This is a genomic window from Nonomuraea antri, from assembly GCF_013283785.1.
Classification (GTDB): domain Bacteria; phylum Actinomycetota; class Actinomycetes; order Streptosporangiales; family Streptosporangiaceae; genus Nonomuraea; species Nonomuraea antri.
In genome coordinates this window covers 22,858-40,700 of sequence record NZ_JABCPZ010000086.1, presented here as the reverse complement: position 1 = coordinate 40,700, position 17,843 = coordinate 22,858, and the positions used below count along the sequence as shown (strand labels likewise).

Sequence of the window (17,843 nt, the reverse complement as noted above, 5' to 3'; positions counted from 1 at the left end):
GGCGGGGGGAGCGTGACGGCGGGGGAGCGGGATGCCGGCGCGCGTGATCAGACGAGCGCGTCGGCGAGGCGTTCGATCGTCTCGCGGCCCTCCAGGTCGCGCAGCCACCGGGCGGGCAGCGCGTCCGCGCCGTGCCGCGCGCCCAGCAGGTTGCCGCACACCGACCCGGTCGAGTCGCTGTCGCCCGAGTGGTTGACCGACAGCAGCAGCGCCCGCTCGATCGACGGCTCGGCCAGCGCGCAGTAGACGCCGATGGCCAGCGCCTCCTCGGCCACCCACGCGCCGCCGAGCGATTCGACCGCCTCCGGCGTGTGGTCGGCGCCGCCGGCCAGCGTCACCGCCGCGCGCACGGCCGCGCTGGTCTCCTCGTGCCCGGGGTAGGCGGACAGCAGGTCCAGCCCGTCCTGGACGGCCGCGCGCAGCTCCGCCCCCGCGGTCAGCCTGGCCACGATCGCCGCGAACGCCCCCGCCGCCAGGTATCCCGTCACGTGGCCGTGGGTGATCTGCGCGCAGGCGGCGGCCAGCTCGAACGCCGCCCGCGGGTCGCCGGGCGAGACCAGGCCGAACGGCGCCGAGCGCATGACCGTGCCGCAGCCCTTGGAGTTCCCGTTCACCGGGCCTGGAACTCCCAGCGGAGCCGGTCCGGGGAAGGAGTGGCGCAGACCGGACAGGCAGGCGTTGCCCGGCGCGCGCCGCGAGTACAGCCAGCGCTCCTCGCGCAGCCACCCCGTCCGGTGCGGCCGGTCCTGCGGCGGGGGCGCGCTGTGGTTCTGCGTGTCGAGCCAGCGCAGGTACGCCTCCCGCATCGCCGCGACGGGACGCTCACCGCCGCGTACCAGGCCCTCGACGGTGAAGAGCGTCATCTGCGTGTCGTCCGTGATCAGACCGGCTTTGCCACGCCAATCCGTGACGTATGCGTCGATGCCGTTCTTTCCGTAGTTTCGGCGGATCTCCCGGAGCGACTGGAACTCGATCGGCGCGCCGAGCGCGTCCCCGATCGCGCCGCCGAGCAGACACCCACGAACCCGTTGCTGAACGTCCATAACCGGGATCTTGTCAGGTTCGCGGCGGTCTGAGACATTGCGGATACTTTTCGACACTTGTCACGGAGGTCACGCGTGCCACAATTACGCCCGGCCCTGCTCGCCGTCGCCCTGACCCTGGCGATCGCGAGTCCCGTCCAAGCGGCCGCCGGCCCTGCGATCACCGTCGAGAACGGCCGTACCCAGCCGGTCTTCTCCTACGCGGACGCCGTCCGCGAGCACGTTTACGTCGAATCGACCGTGGACAGCGACGCCGACGGCAAGCTGGACAGGGTCAGAGTGGACATCATCCGGCCCAAGGAGTCCGGCCCCGGGCTCAGGGTGCCGGTGGTCATCGACGAGAGTCCGTACTACGACAACTCGGGCCGAGGCAACGAGGGCGAGCGGAAGGTCTACGACGCCGCCGGCAATGTCGTGAAGTTCCCCCTCTTCTATGACAACTATTTCGTGCCACGCGGCTACGCCGTGCTCAACGTGGACATGCTGGGCACCACCAGGTCCGACGGCTGCCCGGACATCGGCGGCAAGGCCGACGTGCTGGGCGGCAAGGCCGTCATCGACTGGCTGAACGGCCGCGCCAAGGCGTTCAGGTCCGACGGCAGCCCGGCGGTGGCTGACTGGACCACCGGCAAGGCCGCGATGATCGGCAAGTCGTACGACGGCACCCTGGCCAACGCCGTCGCCGCGACCGGTGTCGACGGGCTGAAGACCATCGTGCCGATCTCCGCGATCAGCTCCTGGTACAAGTACCAGCGCTCCAACGGCGTGATCTACAACTACGACTACGCCTCCTGGCTGGCCAACTACGTCGACACCGACCCCGAGGCCAAGTGCCAGGCCGTGCGCGACGCGATGGACGCCCAGGACGGCGACGACACCGGCAATTACAACCCGTTCTGGGCCGAGCGCGACTACATCTCCGGCCTGCTCGGCGACGTCTCCAAGGTCAAGGCCAGCGTCTTCGTGATCCACACGGTCAACGACCTGAACGTCAAGCCGGACAACTTCTCCGCCTGGTGGAAGGCCCTGGCCGACCGCGGCGTGCCGCGCAAGATCTGGGTCGGGCAGACCCAGCACGTGGACCCGTTCGACTTCCAGGACCGCCGCGGGCTGTGGGTGGACACGCTGCACCGCTGGTTCGACTACTGGCTGCACGGCGTGCGCAACGGCATCATGCACGAGCCGCGCGCGGACGTCGAGGTCGGCCCGGCGCAGTGGATCACCCAGCGCGACTGGCCGGCGCCGTTCGCGGTCAAGGCGGCGCTGCGGCCCGCGTCCGACGGCTCGCTCGGCCTGGCCCCCGCGCGCAGGAACAGCACGGCGACCTTCACCGACGTGTCCATGACCGAGTCGGACATGGTGGCCGACATCGGCACGCCCAAGCCGGGCCGGATCGCGTTCACCACCGGCGAGCTCCCGCTCGACCTGCGCCTGTCCGGCACGCCCACCGCCGACCTGCGGGTCAAGCTGGACAAGCCCACCTCCAACCTGACCGCCCTGCTCGTCGACTTCGGCGAGGACACCCGCGTCGACTGGCGGCGCGGCCAGGGCATCACCACGCTGGCCGAGGAGGACTGCTGGGGCGAGAGCACCGCAGCCGACGACGCCTGCTACCGCAAGGTCGTCACGAACGTGGCCACCCGGCCACTGGAGATCGTCGCACGCGGCTGGATCGACGTGCAGAACCGGTACTCCTCCAGCCAGGCCGTGCCGCTGCCCGTGGGCACGTACGGCAAGGTCAAGTGGCTGACGCTGCCGCAGGACTACACGTTCAAGAAGGGCCACAGGATCGGCCTGGTGATCGCCGGCAGCGACGGCACCTACAGCGGGGAGACGGGCACCGGCGCGAACGTGACCGTCGACCTGGCCAAGAGCAGCGTCGACGTCCCGTTCGTGCTGGGCACGCCGCTGAGCTCGGTGCCGAAGGACAAGCTCAAGTTCCACGGGCCTGACCGGGTGGAGATCCCGCAGCCCGACCCCGCGTTCAGCTTCTTCTAAACCGGCTTCTTTAAACCGGCGCGAAGCTTCTGAACCGGCACGAAGCGGCCGCGGGCCTCAGCCCGCGGCCGCTTCCGCGTGTTCTCAGTCGCACTCGCTCCAGAACGTGCCGCCCGAGTCGATCGCCACCATGCCCTTGTCCTTGGCGATCGTCCACGAGACCCGCATCGTCAGCGTGCCCTTGGCACTGGTCGTGCCGCCGGTCTCGACGCCGTCGCCGGTGGTCGTGGCCGTCCAGCGCACGGTGATCCGCCCGGTCCTGACGGCCGGGGCCGCGCAGTGCGTGCGCGGGGCCTTGACCCGGAACGTGGTGCCGGTGACCACGATGCCGCGCGTGGCGCTGGTCGAGGTGACCTCGCAGGTGCCCGTGCAGGACAGCGAGAACGACCCGGCCCGGCCCGAGCCCAGCCGCACCGACGCCGGCACCAGCTTCACCACCGGCGGCGCCGGCCTGGGCAGTTCGACTCGCTTGGCCATCGGACGCAACGCACCACCGGTGTCCTGTTTCGACGGTGCGTCGGCCTGGCCGCCGGACGGCGCCCGCAGGTCGTCACCCGAGGCGGCGGGCGGGTCGGCCGGTGCGCTCGACAGCGGCGAGACGGGCGGTGCGGCAGGCGGCGCGACGGGCGGCGCGGCCGCCGGCGGGGCGGCCAGCGGGCCCTTCGCCGCGGCGCGGGTCAGCGTGGGCGGGTTCTGCTGGGCGTTGACGATCGCCCAGGCCAGCCCGGCCACCAGCAACCCCACACCGATGATCAGCCCGACCCTGGCGACCGTCCTGATCGGCAGGCCCGCCTCGGGATCGTCGTCCTCCTGCCGGGTCTGCCAGTACTCCTCCAGCCGGACGCCCTCACCGTGCGGCCGCCCGTAGCCGGGGAGGTCGCCGCTCCAGGAGATCCCGCCGTAGCGGATGACGGCCCTGCCGTCGCCCCTGCCGTCACCCTCGCCGCCGCCCTTGCCGTTGACCGGGGGGCTGGCAGTATGGGGGTGAGCGTCCAGCACGGTTCCGTTGACCGTCTTGCCGTTGACCGGTTTGCCGTTGGTGTTCCCGATCGGCGCGCCGAAGACGAGCTTGTCGCCCTGCGGCCCGCCGCGGAAGGCCCGGGTACGGCTCGGCGGGCTGAACGGGTGGCGCCCGCGCGCGGCCCGGCCGTAGGACTCACCGTTCGGGTGCTCCTGGTCGGCGGCAGCCGCGCCCGCCGCCGACCAGGGCTTTCCCGAGGTCGCCGTCGTGGGGTCGGCGACCGGGGGCATCGGCGTGGCGTCGGCCACCGGCGGAGTCGGGGTGGGGCCGCCCTCCGCGAGTGTGTGCGTCTGCACCGGGAAGCCGTCCGCTCGCCAGAGCGGGCCTTCGCCGGGCAGCGGCTGCGCCAACGCCAGCCGGTTGGGAAGCGTGCCGGGCATCGCGGTCAGCGGCAGGCGGCGCAGCAGCGCGCCCGCCGACACGGTCCTGGGCGCGGCCCGGCAGGTCGCACAGGAGTGGATGTGACGGCCGATCCTGGCCCTGGCCCGCCGGCCCGGCGCGGCCACCCATTCGGCCACCCGGGCGGTCAGCTCGGGACAACCCTCACGGGTGCGCGCCGCGATGATCGCGGCGAACCATTCCTCCAGGCCGCAGGCGGCCCGCGTGACGAGGGTGTGCGCCTCGGCCACGGTCACGTCGAAGATCATGGCCAGCTCGGCGTCGCCGAGTCCGTGGCGTACGGACAGGTCGAGCAGTTCGCGCTGGGGCCGCTCCAGCGACAGCAGCGCCTCGGGCAGCAGCTCGGACATCCGGCCCGGCCGCGACCACGAGCCGATGCTGGCCGGCCTGGCCACCATCGCCCGGTGGGTGCGGGCCAGCGCGTACATCCAGGCGCGGCGCAGCCCAGGGTCCCTGATCCTGTCGCCGTGGGTGTAGGCGGTCAGTATCGTGCCGGCGACCGCCTGCTCGGCCTCGCCGGGGGCGAGTTCGGTGCGGCAGTAGTCGTAGAGGCGGGAGCCGTGCTTCTCGCACAACTCGCGAATGGCCTGGCGAGCGTCGTCGGACAGGTTTCGCCACATGGTTGCCACACCTCCTCGGTCAGGAACGGCGAACGGTTCGTCGTGCGGCGTGCGGGGTCAGGTCGAGCAGCGAGGCGTGCGCCAGGTAGGCGCGGGTCGCGTCCGGGTCGCCGGCGATCTCCCGCAGCCCGGCCATGGCCGCCGCCAGCTTGGCGCTGTCGCGCTCGCGCACGCCCGCCGCGCGCGCCTCCTTGCGCGGGGTCACCCGGTGCTGCACCGACCGCCGCCGCCAGGCCCACGCCTCCAGCGCCGTGGGCGGCGCCTGGCCGCCGATCACCGCGGCGAGCACCCGCCCGGCCTCCACCGCGTCGTGGATGCCGGTGTTCATGTTGAGCCCGCCGACCGTCGAGGTCAGGTGGGCCGCGTCGCCGACGAACAGCACCCGGCCGCACCGGTACGACGTCAGCACCCCGCGCGAGAGCCCGAACCGGTCGGCGCCGGTGACCCGGATGGGCCGCCCGGTCCCTGGCAGGGCACGGCGCAGCAGCATCGCGAGGTTCGCCGCGGACATGGGCTCCGGCGCGTCGCAGGGGACCTTGAAGATGATCCGCCAGTGGCCGGGCAGCGCCAGCAGCGTGCACGACTGCTCCACGTCCCGTACGTGGGTCAGTGGCGCCAGGCCGGGCAGCAGTTCGTCGAGCGGTGAGTCGGTGAACACCCGCAGCGCCTGCGTCGGGCTCGCCGACCTGGGGAAGGTCATCCCGAGCGAGCCGCGCACCGCGCTGTGCGCGCCGTCGGCGGCGATCAGGTACCTGGCCCGGGCCCAGGTGTGTCCCACCCGGACCCGCACGCCGGTGCCGCCTTCCGCGACGCCGTCCACGTGGGTGCCGAAGCGCACGTCCACGTCCGGGTAGGCGTTCAGCGCCGCCAGCAGCAGCGGTGTGAGCCAGGCCTGGTCCGCGTGGATCCTGAAGGGGTGCCTGGTCAGCCCGTCCAGCCGGTCCATGCCCATCTCGGCCAGCACGATCCCCGACCGGTTGCGCCACTGCACCCGTTCGACCACGCGGCCCCGCTCCACCAGCTGGGCCGCCACGCCCAGCTCGTCCAGCAGGTCGAGGGTGGCCGGGCGGAACGTGCTCGCCCGCGCCTGCCTGCTCAGCTCGCTCTCCCGCTCCATGACGGTGACCGGGACGCCGGCCCTGGCCAGCACGAGTGCCGCCGTCAGGCCCGCGGGCCCGGCGCCGACCACGATCACGCCGTTCATGCTCAGCGACCCCCTCGCGCGGCGGCGGGCCGCCGGTAGGGCACCCGGTTCAGCGTGACGGGCTGCCCGAGCGCCCGCGACAGCGTCCACCAGGCCACGGCCAGGCTCGGGGTCACCAGGAAGCGGTCGTTGCCGGCGCCCAGCGGCCCGAGCACGGGCAGCGTCGCCATGGCGGTCCCGGCGAACACCAGCACCGCGTCGCCGGCCGGTTCTGCCAGCTCGACCTGCTCGATCAGCTCGGACGGGGTGACCGCGTAGGGAAGGAACCCGTCTCTGGCGCGTACCTGGACCACCTGGGTGACCGCCAGGCCCGCGGTCTTCCAGAACCGCTCGGCCAGCTCGGTCAGCCACGGCTGGTACGGCGAGACCAGCACGATGTCCGTCGCGCCCGCGTGCTCCACGGCCTGTCTGGTGGCCAGCGTCGCCGACGCGAACGGCACCCCGGCCAGCAGGCCGAGCTCGGCGCACCTGTCGAGGTCCTCGTCCGGGCCGAGCAGGTATCTCGGCGCGTCGCTGGCCATGACCATCGCGTCCAGCGACAGCCCGCCGAACGAGCGGATCATCGCGGGCAGGGCGTCGTTGTAGCTTTCGAGCCGTTCTGCCAGGTCCAGGCCCGGGCGTACCGGGAAGCGAGCGACGTGCATGTCCGCGCGGGAGCCGAGCAGCCGGGTCAGCTCGGGCTCGGCCGCCGGGTTGTCCGGCGCCACCATCACGCCCACTCTGCCCCGGATCATGGTGCTCGCTCGGGGGCGGTCGGCGAAGCCGGTACGCATGAGGTTCCTCCTGTGGCGGGGTCAGGAGGCGCTGAGCGCCTGGTCGATCACGCTGATGGCCTGCTGGGACACCTGCCGGATGCGGCGCAGCCGATGCACCGTCCTGGCGGGTCCCCGCGTGCCTGCGGTGTCGTCCTGGTCCTCGCCCCAGGGCGGCTGCGCGGGCCGTGTGCCGCGCGGGTGGACTTCGTGGGGTTGCGACCTGCGCAGTTCATCGGTGAGCATGAGGGCTCCTGCCGGACGAGGGTGGATGATTCGGAAGCCGGATAAGCCGGCCCCGTACGCCGCCCCTGGTGATGGCCAGCGCGCCAGCCGCTAACGCGCAGGACACCAGCACCGTGCCGATCACGTCGGGCACATGACGTACGGTGCCAAAAGGGTGGGGCAACGACGGGGCCGGCAGCGCAGGCGCTGCCACCAATCCCGCGCCGGGGACGGACAGGTTGCGCCGGCCGAACTCGACCGGCGGCCGCCCGCCGTCTGATGGCAGCACCAGCGTTCCGCGGCCCGCACGCCCGCTCCTCCCGGCGCGGCCCGCGGCCTCGCGGCCGTCGGGCGACATGCGCCGGGGGAGCGTGAGCGAAGCGGGCGGTACCATCGCGGCGCCGATGTCTTGGGTAAGTCCGAAGTCGTGCTCGGGTGTGTTCGTGTCGTGCCGCAGGGCCTGCCTGGACGCGGCCGTGATGACCGCCGCCGCGTCCGGGCAGTTGAGCGCCGGCCGGGGAGCGGGAACGCTCCGCCTGCCCAGCGGGCAGGCCGGCCGCCCTGAAACGGCGGCGGGCGCGGCGACCGCGGCCAGCGTGACCGCGCCGGCCCGCGTGACCTCGTCCGGCGCCCATCGCACCGCCGGGAGGCCGGGGCCGGGCGACGGCAGCGCCTGCGTCGTCGCCGTGCCATCCGCCGTGTTCGCGATCGCCACCGGGACCTGGCGGCCCCGGCGTTCGCGAAGTGGCGTCGGCGTCATCGGGCCGTCCCCGCACTGACGGTCCGGGGGTGATCGAACGGGCGGTTGGGCACGCTGACGCAGACCATGCGCTCCGTCAGCCCCGCCCGCGGGAAGGGCACGCCGGAACGGGCCGGCGCAGCACCGCCGGCGACCGTCCGCGCGACCTTCGACGCCAGCGCCAGATGCTCGCCGCAGCGACGGCTCACCTTCGCCTCCAGACCTGCCACCTGGGCCAGCCTGAGGCGCATGGGCTCCAGCGACGACCTGCGCTCCAGGCCGTCGAGCGCGGCCAGCCGGGCGGGCCAGCGCAGCGCGTCACCGCAGCGGGCTTCCACCTCGGCGGGCAGGTCCCCGAGCGGGAACCCCTCGTTGCGCAGCCGGGTGGAGATCATGACGGCCATGAACGCCGTCTTGTCGTAGTGGGCCAGCCGGCCGGAGAGCGCGGCGCTGAGCATCCTGACGCGGTGGCTCAGGTAGACCGCGCTCCAGCCGAGCACCAGCAGCCGGTCCGGCCCCATCTCGGTGTGCCAGCCGTTGAGCCGCAGCTCACGCGCCATGCGGTGATACAGCCGCCAGCGGTGGCGCGGGGTGTCGAGCCAGATCTCCGCTCCGCCGAGCGGCAGGCCGGCGACGCTGACGTCCCTGCCTGCCAGACGCGTGCAGATGCGCTGGATCACCAGCTCCTGACCGGGCGTGACCGGATCCTTGCTGAACCAGGAACCGCCACGGGAATCCATGGTCACGTCCGGCCACCTCCTTGCCGGCGGCTCGGGAGAACCGTCCGGGCTGTTAAGCCTCAGTTACCACACGCTCTGATACTCCGCGCCAAACAGGGGGTGTGTCAACTCACAGTTTCCGCATATGTTGTTAGCCGGGTACGTGACACAGCTGACCCACTCGGCAGGGGACAGCCGGGTCCCGATTCCCTTACCCTGGATAGCTCACAGGCGGTAGGAGGTGCGCCGTGGCGAACTTCGCCGAGCGGCTCGATCTCGCGCTGACGAAGCGCGGCTTCACGGGCGCGCAGGTGGCTTCCACGCTGACCGAGGCGGGCATCCCGATCACCCGCGCCTACGTCAGCCAGCTCCGCACGGGCAAGCAGGCCAACCCGACGCTGCAGGTGCTGCGCGCGCTGGCGTCCTGCCTGCAGGTGAGCGTCGGCTGGCTGGTCGGCGACGACTTCCTCGAATCGGGCAAGGTGGAAGACCTGCAGATGCGGGCGGCCGCCATCGGCCTGTCCGCCTCCGGCCTGTCGGAAGGCTCGCTGACCGTGCTGCGCGGCGTGGTCGAGCTGGCCCGCAAGGCCGAGGGCCTGCCCGGCGAGCCCGTGCCCGTCGCCGAGATCCCCGAGGCCACCGCGCCGCTCACCGGCCCGCAGCGGCGCGCGCTCGGGCAGCGGCTGCACGGCCTGCGCCTGGCGGCGCAGCTCTCGGTCGAGCAGGTGGAGACCGCGCTGGGCAAGGGCGCGGCCGCCGTCCCGGCCGTCGAGGAGGGCCGCCTGGCCCCGCCGCCGATCACCGTCGAGCGCCTGCTCACCCTGTACGGCGTGGCCGCGCCGGCCATCCGCGAATACGTGCTCTCGCTGGCCAGGGGCGAGCGCGAGGCCGCCTGGTACGACGCGCACGACGTGCCGGTCTGGCTGGCCACCACGTTCGCGCTGGAGCAGCGGGCCTCGCTGGTGCGCACCTACCACCCGCAGTTCGTGCCGCCCCTGCTGCAGTCCGAGGAGTACGCCAGGGCGGCGATCACGCTGGCCGGGGCCGCCATGTTCGGCCGGCCGTCGGTGGAGGACGCGCTCGACCTGCTGCGCTCGCGCCAGGACACCGTGGCCCGCGACAACGCGGCCGTCTACTGGGCGGTGATCGACGAGAGCGTGCTGCTGCGCGCGATCGTCTCGCCGCAGGCCCAGCTGCACCAGCTCGACCTGCTGGTCGAGCACGCCAAGCGGCCCAACGTCTCCCTGCACGTGGTGCCGATCGACGATCCGGCCTTCCTGCCGCGTACCGGGCCGTTCACGCTGTGGCGCTTCACCGAGGCGTTCGAGCCCGACGTCGCGTGCGCGCACGGGATCGAGTCCGACGAGCTGATCACCGACACGGCCGCGGTGGAGTCCTACCACCAGGCGTTCACGAAGCTGTCGGTGAGCACCACCACGCGCGAGGAGACCTTCGAGGTGCTGAACACGCATCGCGAACGTCTCGCGCGGACGCTCGGTAAATGATCGCGTTATTCCCGATCATCCGATAAACGATCACCTCGTGATCGCGTGGCGATCATTTCGCGTCTGGTAACGCATATTTCCCGAAATTTAATGGCCTTTCCTGTTGTCTTCTCGCGTGCAGCGAGGATCATATGGTCTGGGTCATCGAGTGGGGTCCAAGAGATCAACTTTCCCGAGGTAGTGGGCGAGGGGAAAGGGGCAACACTCAATGCGTCAGCGTGCAATCCGAAACCTGGCGAAGCTCGATATGACCCAAGCGAGGCTCACCCGGATACTTGACGCCGCGGCGGGTGGTAAGAACAACTTCGTAGCGGACAGAGACGCCATGCGCCGCTACGATACGGCCGCCCCCGTGACGACCGAGGCCGCTCGGGCCGTGCTGCGGTATTTATGTCGAGTGGTGCGTCATCTGACGGCCGAAGGCGTGGATCAGTTCCTGATCGTCGGGAGTGGGGTGCCCAGCGGTCTGCCACCCGGCCGGCAGTTGCACGACGTCGCGCGGGCCGACCCGGGCACCTCCGCGGCCCGTGTCGTGTACGTCGAGAACGACCCGATGGTGCTGGCCCTGGCGCGAGCCACCATCGAGCCGATCAACGACCTGGTCCGCGTGGTCGAAGGCGATGTGCGGGAGTTCGACGAGATCCTCGACGACCGGGTCGTCCAGACGTTCCTCGATTGGGACCGTCCGATGGCCGTGCTGGTGGTCTCGACGCACAGCCTGGACGACGACGAATACGCCCGATACGTGGTCAAACGGCTGCGTCAGGTGGTGCCGGAACGGAGCTACCTGTCCCTGCTGCACACCACGTTCGACGGCATCCCGCCGGAGCTGCTGCCCGCCATTCACGATCTGCTGGCGATGACGCTGCCCGGTCACGCGGTCCGTACCAGAGAAGAGGTGGCCGGACTGCTCGAAGGGCTGGATCTGGTGGAGCCGGGACTGGTGTGGGTCCCGCAGTGGCGGCCGGACGGCCGCGACACCGCCTGCGCCGACCGGCCCAGCGCGTCGGGCAGCTACGGCGCCGTGGCCAGGATGCCCTGATCTCCGCGGGGCGCCCTCCTCGTTCCAGTCTCCGGCGGCCCGGCAGGGCCGCCGGAGAGGCCCGGCGAAAAGGCGCGGTGAAAAGGCGCGGCGAAGAAGGCGCGTGAAGAGCCGCGGCGAAGGAGTCAGGCCTTGGCGGCGACCTGGGTCGCGGCCGGCGCGTCCGCCCCGGCCTGGTCCGGCTCGACGCCGAACAGCAGCACCGCCACCACCGCCAGGATGAGCGGCACCGCGCCGAGCAGCGCGGTCGTCCCGATCGACGGGGCCGCGGCCCCCGCGACCAGCACCCCGGTCACGGCCACGCCGCCGAACTTGCCCACCCCCGCCGACAGCCCCGAGCCCCGCGAGCGCACCCGGGTCGGGTAGATCTCCGAACTGTAGGCCGCCAGCACGGCCGCGATCGTGGCGGTCCCCACGATCGGGCCGGCGAGCAGCAGGTACAGCCAGGTCCGGTCCTGGGCCAGCGTCTCGCCGGAGAACGACAACACCGCCAGGGCCACCCCCACCAGCGCCGACAGCGTGATGATGGTCTTCTTGGCGCTCCACAGCCCGTACATGGCGGCGGCGATGAAGATCAGCGGCAGCCCGAGCAGCGTCGAGTCGCGCAGCGCGCGGTCCGCGGTCGCCTGGTCGAGCCCGAGCCGCTGCAGGTTCGACGGGATCCAGAGCTGGAAGCCGTAGGTGACCAGGCCGATGCTCAGCCCCAGGATCACCACGGCGGTGGTGAGCCCGGTGAACGGCGGGCGGAACAGCCGCGTGTAACCGCCGTCGTGCTCGTCCTCGACCCGCTCGACGCGCGTGTCGGCGGGGTCGTCCAGCGCGGTGGCGGCGGCGCCGTACCTGAGCATGACCGCCTTGGCCTCCTCGTCGCGGCCGTGCGCGAACAGGAAGCGCGGCGACTCGGGGATGAAGCGGTTGAGCAGGATGAGGAACACCCCGGTCGGCAGGCCGACCAGCCAGAGCGCGCGCCAGGAGAACGTGGGCGTGAGCGAGGCGGACAGCCAGCTCGCCGCCAGGTACGCCACCGCCAGGTTCCCGCCGATGAGCACCATCACCCACCCCTTGTGCCGGGGCGGGATCGTCTCGGCCAGCAGCGAGAACGTGATCGGCAGCATGCCGCCGGCGCCCAGGCCCATCGCCAGGCACATGGCCAGGTTCCACCAGAAGTCCGGCATGACCCCGCAGATCGCGGTGCCGATGAACAACACGCCGGCGAACAGGATCGACGGCTTGCGGCCGATCTTGTCGCCCATCCAGCCCCACAGGATCGACCCGAGCACCGTCCCGGTCAGGCCGAACAGCGGCAGCAGCGCCACCGGCAGGTCACCGGCCGGGTTGAGCGCGGACTTGAGTCCGTACTCCCTGGCCATGCCGGGCGCGACGAAACCGAGCGTGATCGGCTTCATCGCGTCGATCACCACCGCCACCGACATGACGAGGATCAGCCCGATGTGCGCCGGACGCATCTTCGCGCCGTCCAGCGCCCTGACCCGGACCTCGCCGGCCGGCTTGACCTTGAACGCGCCCCGCGGCACCAGCCCGTACGCGGTGACCAGCAGCCCGATCACGATCAACGCCATGCCGATCGCCATCGGGACGTCCATCGGCATCCCGGCCAGCATGTAGTGCATCTCCGCGCCGTGCAGATACATCGGCAGATGCAGGACGACCCCCGCGACGGTGGCCAGGAACCCCAGCCAGAAATACAGCGGACGGGCTAACTCGACGCCCCCCATGCCTTCCTCTCCAGATGAATCACAGCAGACGGCCCCCGCGTAGCCGCCATTGGATGAACAACACCCGCATCGGCCCGTTCACGAACAGCCACTGGCCCATCCAGACCGTGACGAACATGACGAGGAACGCCCACGCGGAGAGCGGCCCCTCGACGCCGGGCACCAGGTCGCCGTCGAGCAGCAGCCAGATGAGCAGCCCCTCGGGGACGATGGTGATCAGCCCGAACAGCGTCGGCCAGTCCTTGTCCCAGCGGAACTGCATGAGCAGGTGGTAGATCAGCTCCCAGCCGACGCCGACCACGGCGACGGCCAGGAGCACCAGGTAGGCGTCCTTGAAGGACATCGGCAGCACCGCCGTGACCAGTGCGGTCAGCACCACGCCGACCGTGGCCAGCAGGAACAGCCGGGTCTGGATCCGCCCGGCGAGCGTGGGGATCAAGCGAGCCTCCTGTTCGCCGCCCACTTCAGCCACTGGGCGGTGGACCGCATCGGCCCCAGGCCCTTGCAGAACCCCCGCCTGGTGAGGTCGTCGGCGATGTCGAGCGCCGAGGTCTGCATGCCGAGGAAGCTGTCGACGGCCAGGAAGTGGTTGCCCGCCGTCGCCGCGCCCGAGGCGTAGAGCGCGCCGTTGCCGTTCTCGGCGCCGATCACCTCGAAGTTCGGGCCGACCCGCAGCCGGCCGGCCTTGTTCGGCTGCGCGCCGCCGTGCTTGAGCAGGTCGTCGAGCACCCGGTGCTCCGGCATGTCGGCTTCCAGGCCGGTGCAGTCGATGATGAAGTCGGAGACGTACTGCATGTTCGGCGAGTTCGCGCTGCGGGTGAAGGTGATCAGGCGGCCGTCGTGCGCCCGCTCGATGCGGTCGACCACCGCCTGCACCGGGTGGTACCAGCGTTCCTGCCTGCCCCGCTGCATCTGGTCCTGCCAGCGTCTGAGCTTGGGCGTGGTGGTGCCGGCCACCACCTTGGCGAGCTGGGCCCGCCGCTCGGGCGTGGCGTTGCGGAACTGCGCCTTGAGCTGCCCGCCGAAGGCCGACTTGGGCATGGTGAACGCCTGGTAGGCCCAGCCGTCGCCGCCCTTGCGGCGCATGAAGACGCTCGGGCCGTGCGATCCGGTGACGAAGGTGCGGAACAGGTGCACGATCTGCGTCTGCAGCCGATAGCGGTCCCGGTCGTCCATCAGGCGCTGCAGCACGCGCGAGGCGACGATGCCTGCGCCGCGCACCACGACCACCCCGGGCCGCTTCCTGAGCTGGTCGTAGACGTGCTCGTGCGGCTCGTAGGCGTTGACCACCCGGTAGCGTTCGCCCTGCGCCTGGCGGAACTCCTGCAGGTCGTCGAGGAACTTCAGGCCCGGGTAGCCGACGGCCACGTGGACGTACTGCGAGCGCAGCGCGATCCGCTTGGTCACCGCCGTGCCCGCCGGCGGGGTGAGCACGGTGAAGTAGCCGCCGCCCACCCGCTTGCGCACCATGCGCACCTGGCCCTTGGCCAGCATGTCCCAGTAGCCGATGCGGTCGGCCTCGCGCCGCACGGTCCTGATCACCAGCTCGGACTTGGGACTGTAGAAGTCGGCCATGAGCGGCTCGGTGAGCACCTGGAACAGCGGCTTGAACGACAGGTCCTGCCAGGCCTCCTGCACCGCGTAGGACGGGAAGCCCCAGATGTTGTCCGGGCGCGCGCCGGCGTCGGAGCGGATGCGCTCGTGCGCGGGCAGCTGCGAGACGCGCGTCAGGTACTCCCAGGTCTGCCAGGGGGCGTCACTGGTGGACAGCACCCGCATGGCCCCGGTGGGCACCCCGCGGATGCGCAGCACGTCGAGCAGCGTGAACGAGCCGATCCCGCCGCCCACCGACACCAGAGGCACGTCGTAGACGGGGATGCCGGCGGACTGGACGAGCCAGTCGGTCCAGGCCGAGGAGTGCAGTAACTCCGGTGTCAGGTCTCCCCGCGACATGGTGATGATCCCCCTTCGGAGGGTAAAGGTAGCGCAAATGCCATCGATTCAGTCCCACCAGAACGACCACGCGTGTCCCCCGATGATCTGCTCGGCGTAACCCTGGAGGTCGCCCGGGCCCTGCACCACGTTGTCGGGGCAGAACGTCCAGTGCTCGGCGGCCACGTGCAGCGCGTGTTCGGGCTCGACGGGCGGCGCGGCCACGCTCAGCTCCAGCGTGTTGAAGCCCACGCTCACCACCCGGGCGCCGAACCGGTCCTCCCAGCTGCGCACCACCGCCGCCAGCGGCACCATCCACTCGTTGTGGTGCAGCGCGCCCTGCCAGCCCATCACCGCCAGCGCGTCGGCGCCGCGCCAGGCGGCCACCAGGCCCAGCGGCATGTCCTTGCCGGCCAGCTCGCCGGCGTACCAGTCGGCCACCGCACCGGGGTCGGCCCGCAACACCCCGGGCGGGGCCAGGCCGGGGCAGATCGCGCCGAAAGGGTCGATCTCCTCCAGTGCGTCGGGGGGCATCTGCGACACCCACTCCTGCCACACCTCGGCCATGAAGCCCTCGGCGGTGAAATGGTCGATCTGGGCGGGCTCGTCCGGCACGATCTGGCCGATCGCCCACGGCTGCGCCGATTCGTCCAGCAGGACCGGCCACAGCCCGCTGCGCGGATGCCCGGCGCGAAAACGCGCCCACTCCGCGGCCGTCGCCGGCTCGTCGCTCATCCAGAACGCCGGCCTGGCCGCCCGGCCCTGCCTGGTGTACTGCGGATCGGGCCAGACGACGTCGCCCGCGGGCAGGGCGGCGGGCAGGGCACGCCCCCTGCCGCCGTCGGCGAACAGCTGGCACAGTTCGCGTGGCAGCTGGTGATCGTTCATGCCCTACCATTCCGATGCCGAATCCTGTCTCGGAGATGGTAGTGCCGCCGCTCGCCCGGCGACTTTCGTGCCACGCGGCGACGTGTCGCCGACCTTCCGGGAGCCCGTGTCCGCAGAAGCGGCACAATGGGGTCCGTGCTCCCTTTTGACGCTGTTCTGTGTGATCTCGACGGTGTGATCCGGCACTTCGACCACGTGGCCCAGGCCGAGATCGAGGCCCGTTACGGGCTGCCGCTCGCCAAGACCGCCTTCGACCCCCGGCTCATCGACCCGGCCACGCTCGGCCGGATCACCGAACAGGAGTGGATCGAGTCGGTGGCGCTCGCCCTGGGCGGCGACGACGTGGCCCGTCAGGCGGTCGCCGAGTTCGCCGGGGTGAGCTTCTGGGTGGACGAGGAGGTCAGGGCGGTGCTGGCGGCCGCACAGGCGCTGGTGCCGCTGATCATCGTGACGAACGCGATGGACACCGTGGAGGAGCACCTGGACCGGCTGGGGCTCACCTACTTCGCCGACGCCCTGGTCAGCAGCGCCCGGGTGGGCGTGGCCAAGCCGGACCCGCGCATCTACCACCTGGCCGCCGAGGTGGCCGGGGCCGCGCCCGAGCGGTGCCTGTTCGTCGACGACCGGCTGGAGAACGTGACGGCGGCCAGGGAGCTCGGCATGACCGGCGTGCACTACCGCACTCTCGCCGACCTCACGGCCGTGCTCGGCTAGCGATCGCCCGCCGCGCCTGTTTCCGGCGCGGCTCGCGCCGGCCGCGCCGGAAACGTCATGGGCGAGGGCGTCAGTACGCCCCGGTGCCGCCGTACGGCGACTTGCCGGACGTCGTGGTCGGGGTGGGCGTGCCCGCCTTGCCGGCCGGGGCGCGGCCGCCGCTGACCCTGATCAGGCCCAGCAGGCCGTGCTTGGCCCCGTCGATGCCGGCCGCGAACCAGACCGCGTTCTCCCCGCCGGTGGCCGCCGTGCCCGGCTCCAGGTCCCACAGCCCGGGCAGGACGATCACCCGGCCGGCGGCGTCACGCAGCGCGCCCAGGTGGCGTCCGCGCTTGTAGGCGTGGATCGTGCCGTCGCCGAAGTTGCCGACCAGCAGCGCGCCGGCGAACCGGCCGAACCCGCGCGGCGCGGCGGCCAGCGCCCACGGCGCGTTCAGCCCGGTCCTGGCGATGCGCCCGGTCAGGCGGCCGTCCAGGGAGAACCTGCTGACGAACCCCTTGCCCGCGCCGGCCACCGACTTGCCCGTGGCCGGATCGCGCAGCGCGTACGCCACCCAGACGTTGCCGTTCACCACGGCCACGTTGAACGGCGAGTAGCGGGCCGGCACGCCCGGGTCCCTGAACTGCCAGCGGGCCAGGCTCATCCGGCGGAAGTCGGAGTTGAAGGCGTGGATGCGGCCCCGCGCGAAGTCGGCGGCCAGCAGGAAGTCGCCGTCGTCGGTGCTGACCAGGGCCAGGCCCTTGTAGTCCGCGCCCCTGGTGAAGGCGGCGATGATCGCGTTCTTCGGGTCGACCTCGGCGTTCCAGCCGGTGATCGCGCCGCTCGGGCTGGCGAAGATGAACGTGGCGGGCTTGCCCTTCACGGTGAACCCCTCGCCGGGATTGAACACCTGCCCGGTCGGCGCGCCGCCGGGGATCGCCACCTCGGTCCGCTCCTTCTTGCCCGCGCCGGAGTAGACGGTGGCGCTGCCGGTGCCCGCGTTCGACACCCACAAGGTCTTGCCCATGGCCAGGCCCCACGGGTTGACGACCTTGGCGTCGGTCACCTGGGCCTTGCCCTTGACGTCGGACACCAGGTTGACGACGTCGAACCGCGTCCTGGTGGGGGTGGTGGCCTGTGCGGGGGTGGTGAGAGTCGCTCCCAGAACGACCGCGACAGCGCAGAGTGTGATGATGCGTGGCCGCATCCTTGCCTCCTAGTTAGCGCTTGTGACGCGAGATACGCGCGAGCACCGGGAGCGGTTCAGTCTGGTCCGGAATCGGCCGTCGGCGCGTTTCCCCGCCGTCAGCGGGGGAGAGGAGGAGAC

16 protein-coding genes are annotated in these 17,843 nt (G+C 71.7%); 5 read left to right on the top strand and 11 right to left on the bottom strand.

Annotated features, from left to right (window positions below; all coding sequences use genetic code 11):
* Positions 1 to 47: 47 nt before the first annotated feature.
* A complete protein-coding gene (locus tag HII36_RS26495; RefSeq protein WP_173525958.1) occupies positions 48 to 1,043 on the bottom strand; it encodes an ADP-ribosylglycohydrolase family protein in 996 nt (331 codons plus the stop codon).
* Positions 1,044 to 1,118: 75 nt separating this feature from the next.
* Between HII36_RS26495 and HII36_RS26490 the strand changes: the two genes are divergently transcribed.
* Positions 1,119 to 3,041, top strand: coding sequence for a Xaa-Pro dipeptidyl-peptidase (locus HII36_RS26490; RefSeq protein ID WP_173525957.1), 1,923 nt, complete (start codon positions 1,119 to 1,121; stop codon positions 3,039 to 3,041).
* An 84-nt stretch (positions 3,042 to 3,125) separates the two neighbouring features.
* On the opposite strand, the gene HII36_RS26485 is transcribed toward HII36_RS26490, so the two are convergent.
* From HII36_RS26485 to HII36_RS26475, 4 genes are read right to left on the bottom strand one after another with little or no spacing between them, the layout of a single operon-like run.
* Positions 3,126 to 5,081: an RNA polymerase sigma factor gene (locus HII36_RS26485; protein ID WP_173525956.1), complete on the bottom strand. Its 1,956-nt coding sequence runs from the start codon at positions 5,079 to 5,081 to the stop codon at positions 3,126 to 3,128.
* Between the two features lie 19 nt (positions 5,082 to 5,100).
* Positions 5,101 to 6,375, bottom strand: coding sequence for an FAD-dependent oxidoreductase (locus HII36_RS26480; RefSeq protein WP_328807907.1), 1,275 nt, complete (start codon positions 6,373 to 6,375; stop codon positions 5,101 to 5,103).
* Positions 6,288 to 7,058, bottom strand: coding sequence for a hypothetical protein (locus tag HII36_RS55890; protein WP_217369991.1), 771 nt, complete (start codon positions 7,056 to 7,058; stop codon positions 6,288 to 6,290). Before HII36_RS55890 ends, HII36_RS26480 begins: the two co-directional genes overlap by 88 nt.
* A 21-nt stretch (positions 7,059 to 7,079) precedes the next feature.
* A complete protein-coding gene (locus HII36_RS26475) occupies positions 7,080 to 7,283 on the bottom strand; it encodes a hypothetical protein (protein ID WP_173525955.1) in 204 nt (67 codons plus the stop codon).
* A 383-nt stretch (positions 7,284 to 7,666) separates the two neighbouring features.
* On the opposite strand from HII36_RS26475, the gene HII36_RS26470 reads away from it, so the two are divergent.
* Positions 7,667 to 8,041 (top strand): hypothetical protein, encoded by a 375-nt coding sequence (locus HII36_RS26470; RefSeq protein ID WP_173525954.1) that lies wholly within the window; start codon positions 7,667 to 7,669, stop codon positions 8,039 to 8,041.
* Here the strand turns inward: HII36_RS26470 and HII36_RS26465 are convergent.
* Positions 8,019 to 8,747, bottom strand: a complete 729-nt coding sequence (locus HII36_RS26465) for a hypothetical protein (RefSeq protein WP_173525953.1) — start codon at positions 8,745 to 8,747, stop codon at positions 8,019 to 8,021. The two genes, HII36_RS26470 and HII36_RS26465, sit on opposite strands and share 23 nt — an antisense overlap.
* Before the next feature lie 221 nt (positions 8,748 to 8,968).
* Between HII36_RS26465 and HII36_RS26460 the strand changes: the two genes are divergently transcribed.
* Both HII36_RS26460 and HII36_RS26455 read left to right on the top strand, forming a co-directional pair.
* The gene (locus HII36_RS26460; protein ID WP_173525952.1) at positions 8,969 to 10,225 is read left to right on the top strand and encodes a helix-turn-helix domain-containing protein; all 1,257 of its coding nucleotides are present in this window, start codon (positions 8,969 to 8,971) and stop codon (positions 10,223 to 10,225) included.
* A gap of 208 nt (positions 10,226 to 10,433) precedes the next feature.
* Positions 10,434 to 11,267 (top strand): SAM-dependent methyltransferase, encoded by an 834-nt coding sequence (locus tag HII36_RS26455; RefSeq protein WP_328807906.1) that lies wholly within the window; start codon positions 10,434 to 10,436, stop codon positions 11,265 to 11,267.
* A 125-nt stretch (positions 11,268 to 11,392) separates the two neighbouring features.
* Here HII36_RS26455 and HII36_RS26450 read toward each other — a convergent pair whose 3' ends face one another.
* The 4 genes from HII36_RS26450 to HII36_RS26435 are packed head-to-tail and all read right to left on the bottom strand — an operon-like array spanning position 11,393 to position 15,823.
* Positions 11,393 to 13,003 carry an MFS transporter gene (locus tag HII36_RS26450; protein WP_173525950.1) on the bottom strand — a complete coding sequence of 537 codons (1,611 nt, stop codon included), beginning with the start codon at positions 13,001 to 13,003 and terminating at the stop codon, positions 11,393 to 11,395.
* A 19-nt stretch (positions 13,004 to 13,022) separates the two neighbouring features.
* Positions 13,023 to 13,442, bottom strand: coding sequence for a hypothetical protein (locus HII36_RS26445; protein WP_173525949.1), 420 nt, complete (start codon positions 13,440 to 13,442; stop codon positions 13,023 to 13,025).
* Entirely contained in the window at positions 13,439 to 14,956 is a 1,518-nt protein-coding gene (locus HII36_RS26440; protein WP_173525948.1) for a hypothetical protein, read from the bottom strand. Before HII36_RS26440 ends, HII36_RS26445 begins: the two co-directional genes overlap by 4 nt.
* Before the next feature lie 48 nt (positions 14,957 to 15,004).
* Positions 15,005 to 15,823: a DUF4253 domain-containing protein gene (locus HII36_RS26435; RefSeq protein ID WP_173525947.1), complete on the bottom strand. Its 819-nt coding sequence runs from the start codon at positions 15,821 to 15,823 to the stop codon at positions 15,005 to 15,007.
* Positions 15,824 to 15,958: 135 nt separating this feature from the next.
* On the opposite strand from HII36_RS26435, the gene HII36_RS26430 reads away from it, so the two are divergent.
* Positions 15,959 to 16,537 carry an HAD family hydrolase gene (locus HII36_RS26430; RefSeq protein WP_217369990.1) on the top strand — a complete coding sequence of 193 codons (579 nt, stop codon included), beginning with the start codon at positions 15,959 to 15,961 and terminating at the stop codon, positions 16,535 to 16,537.
* Positions 16,538 to 16,607: 70 nt separating this feature from the next.
* On the opposite strand, the gene HII36_RS26425 is transcribed toward HII36_RS26430, so the two are convergent.
* Positions 16,608 to 17,723, bottom strand: coding sequence for a TIGR03118 family protein (locus HII36_RS26425; RefSeq protein WP_173525945.1), 1,116 nt, complete (start codon positions 17,721 to 17,723; stop codon positions 16,608 to 16,610).
* Positions 17,724 to 17,843: the final 120 nt, after the last annotated feature.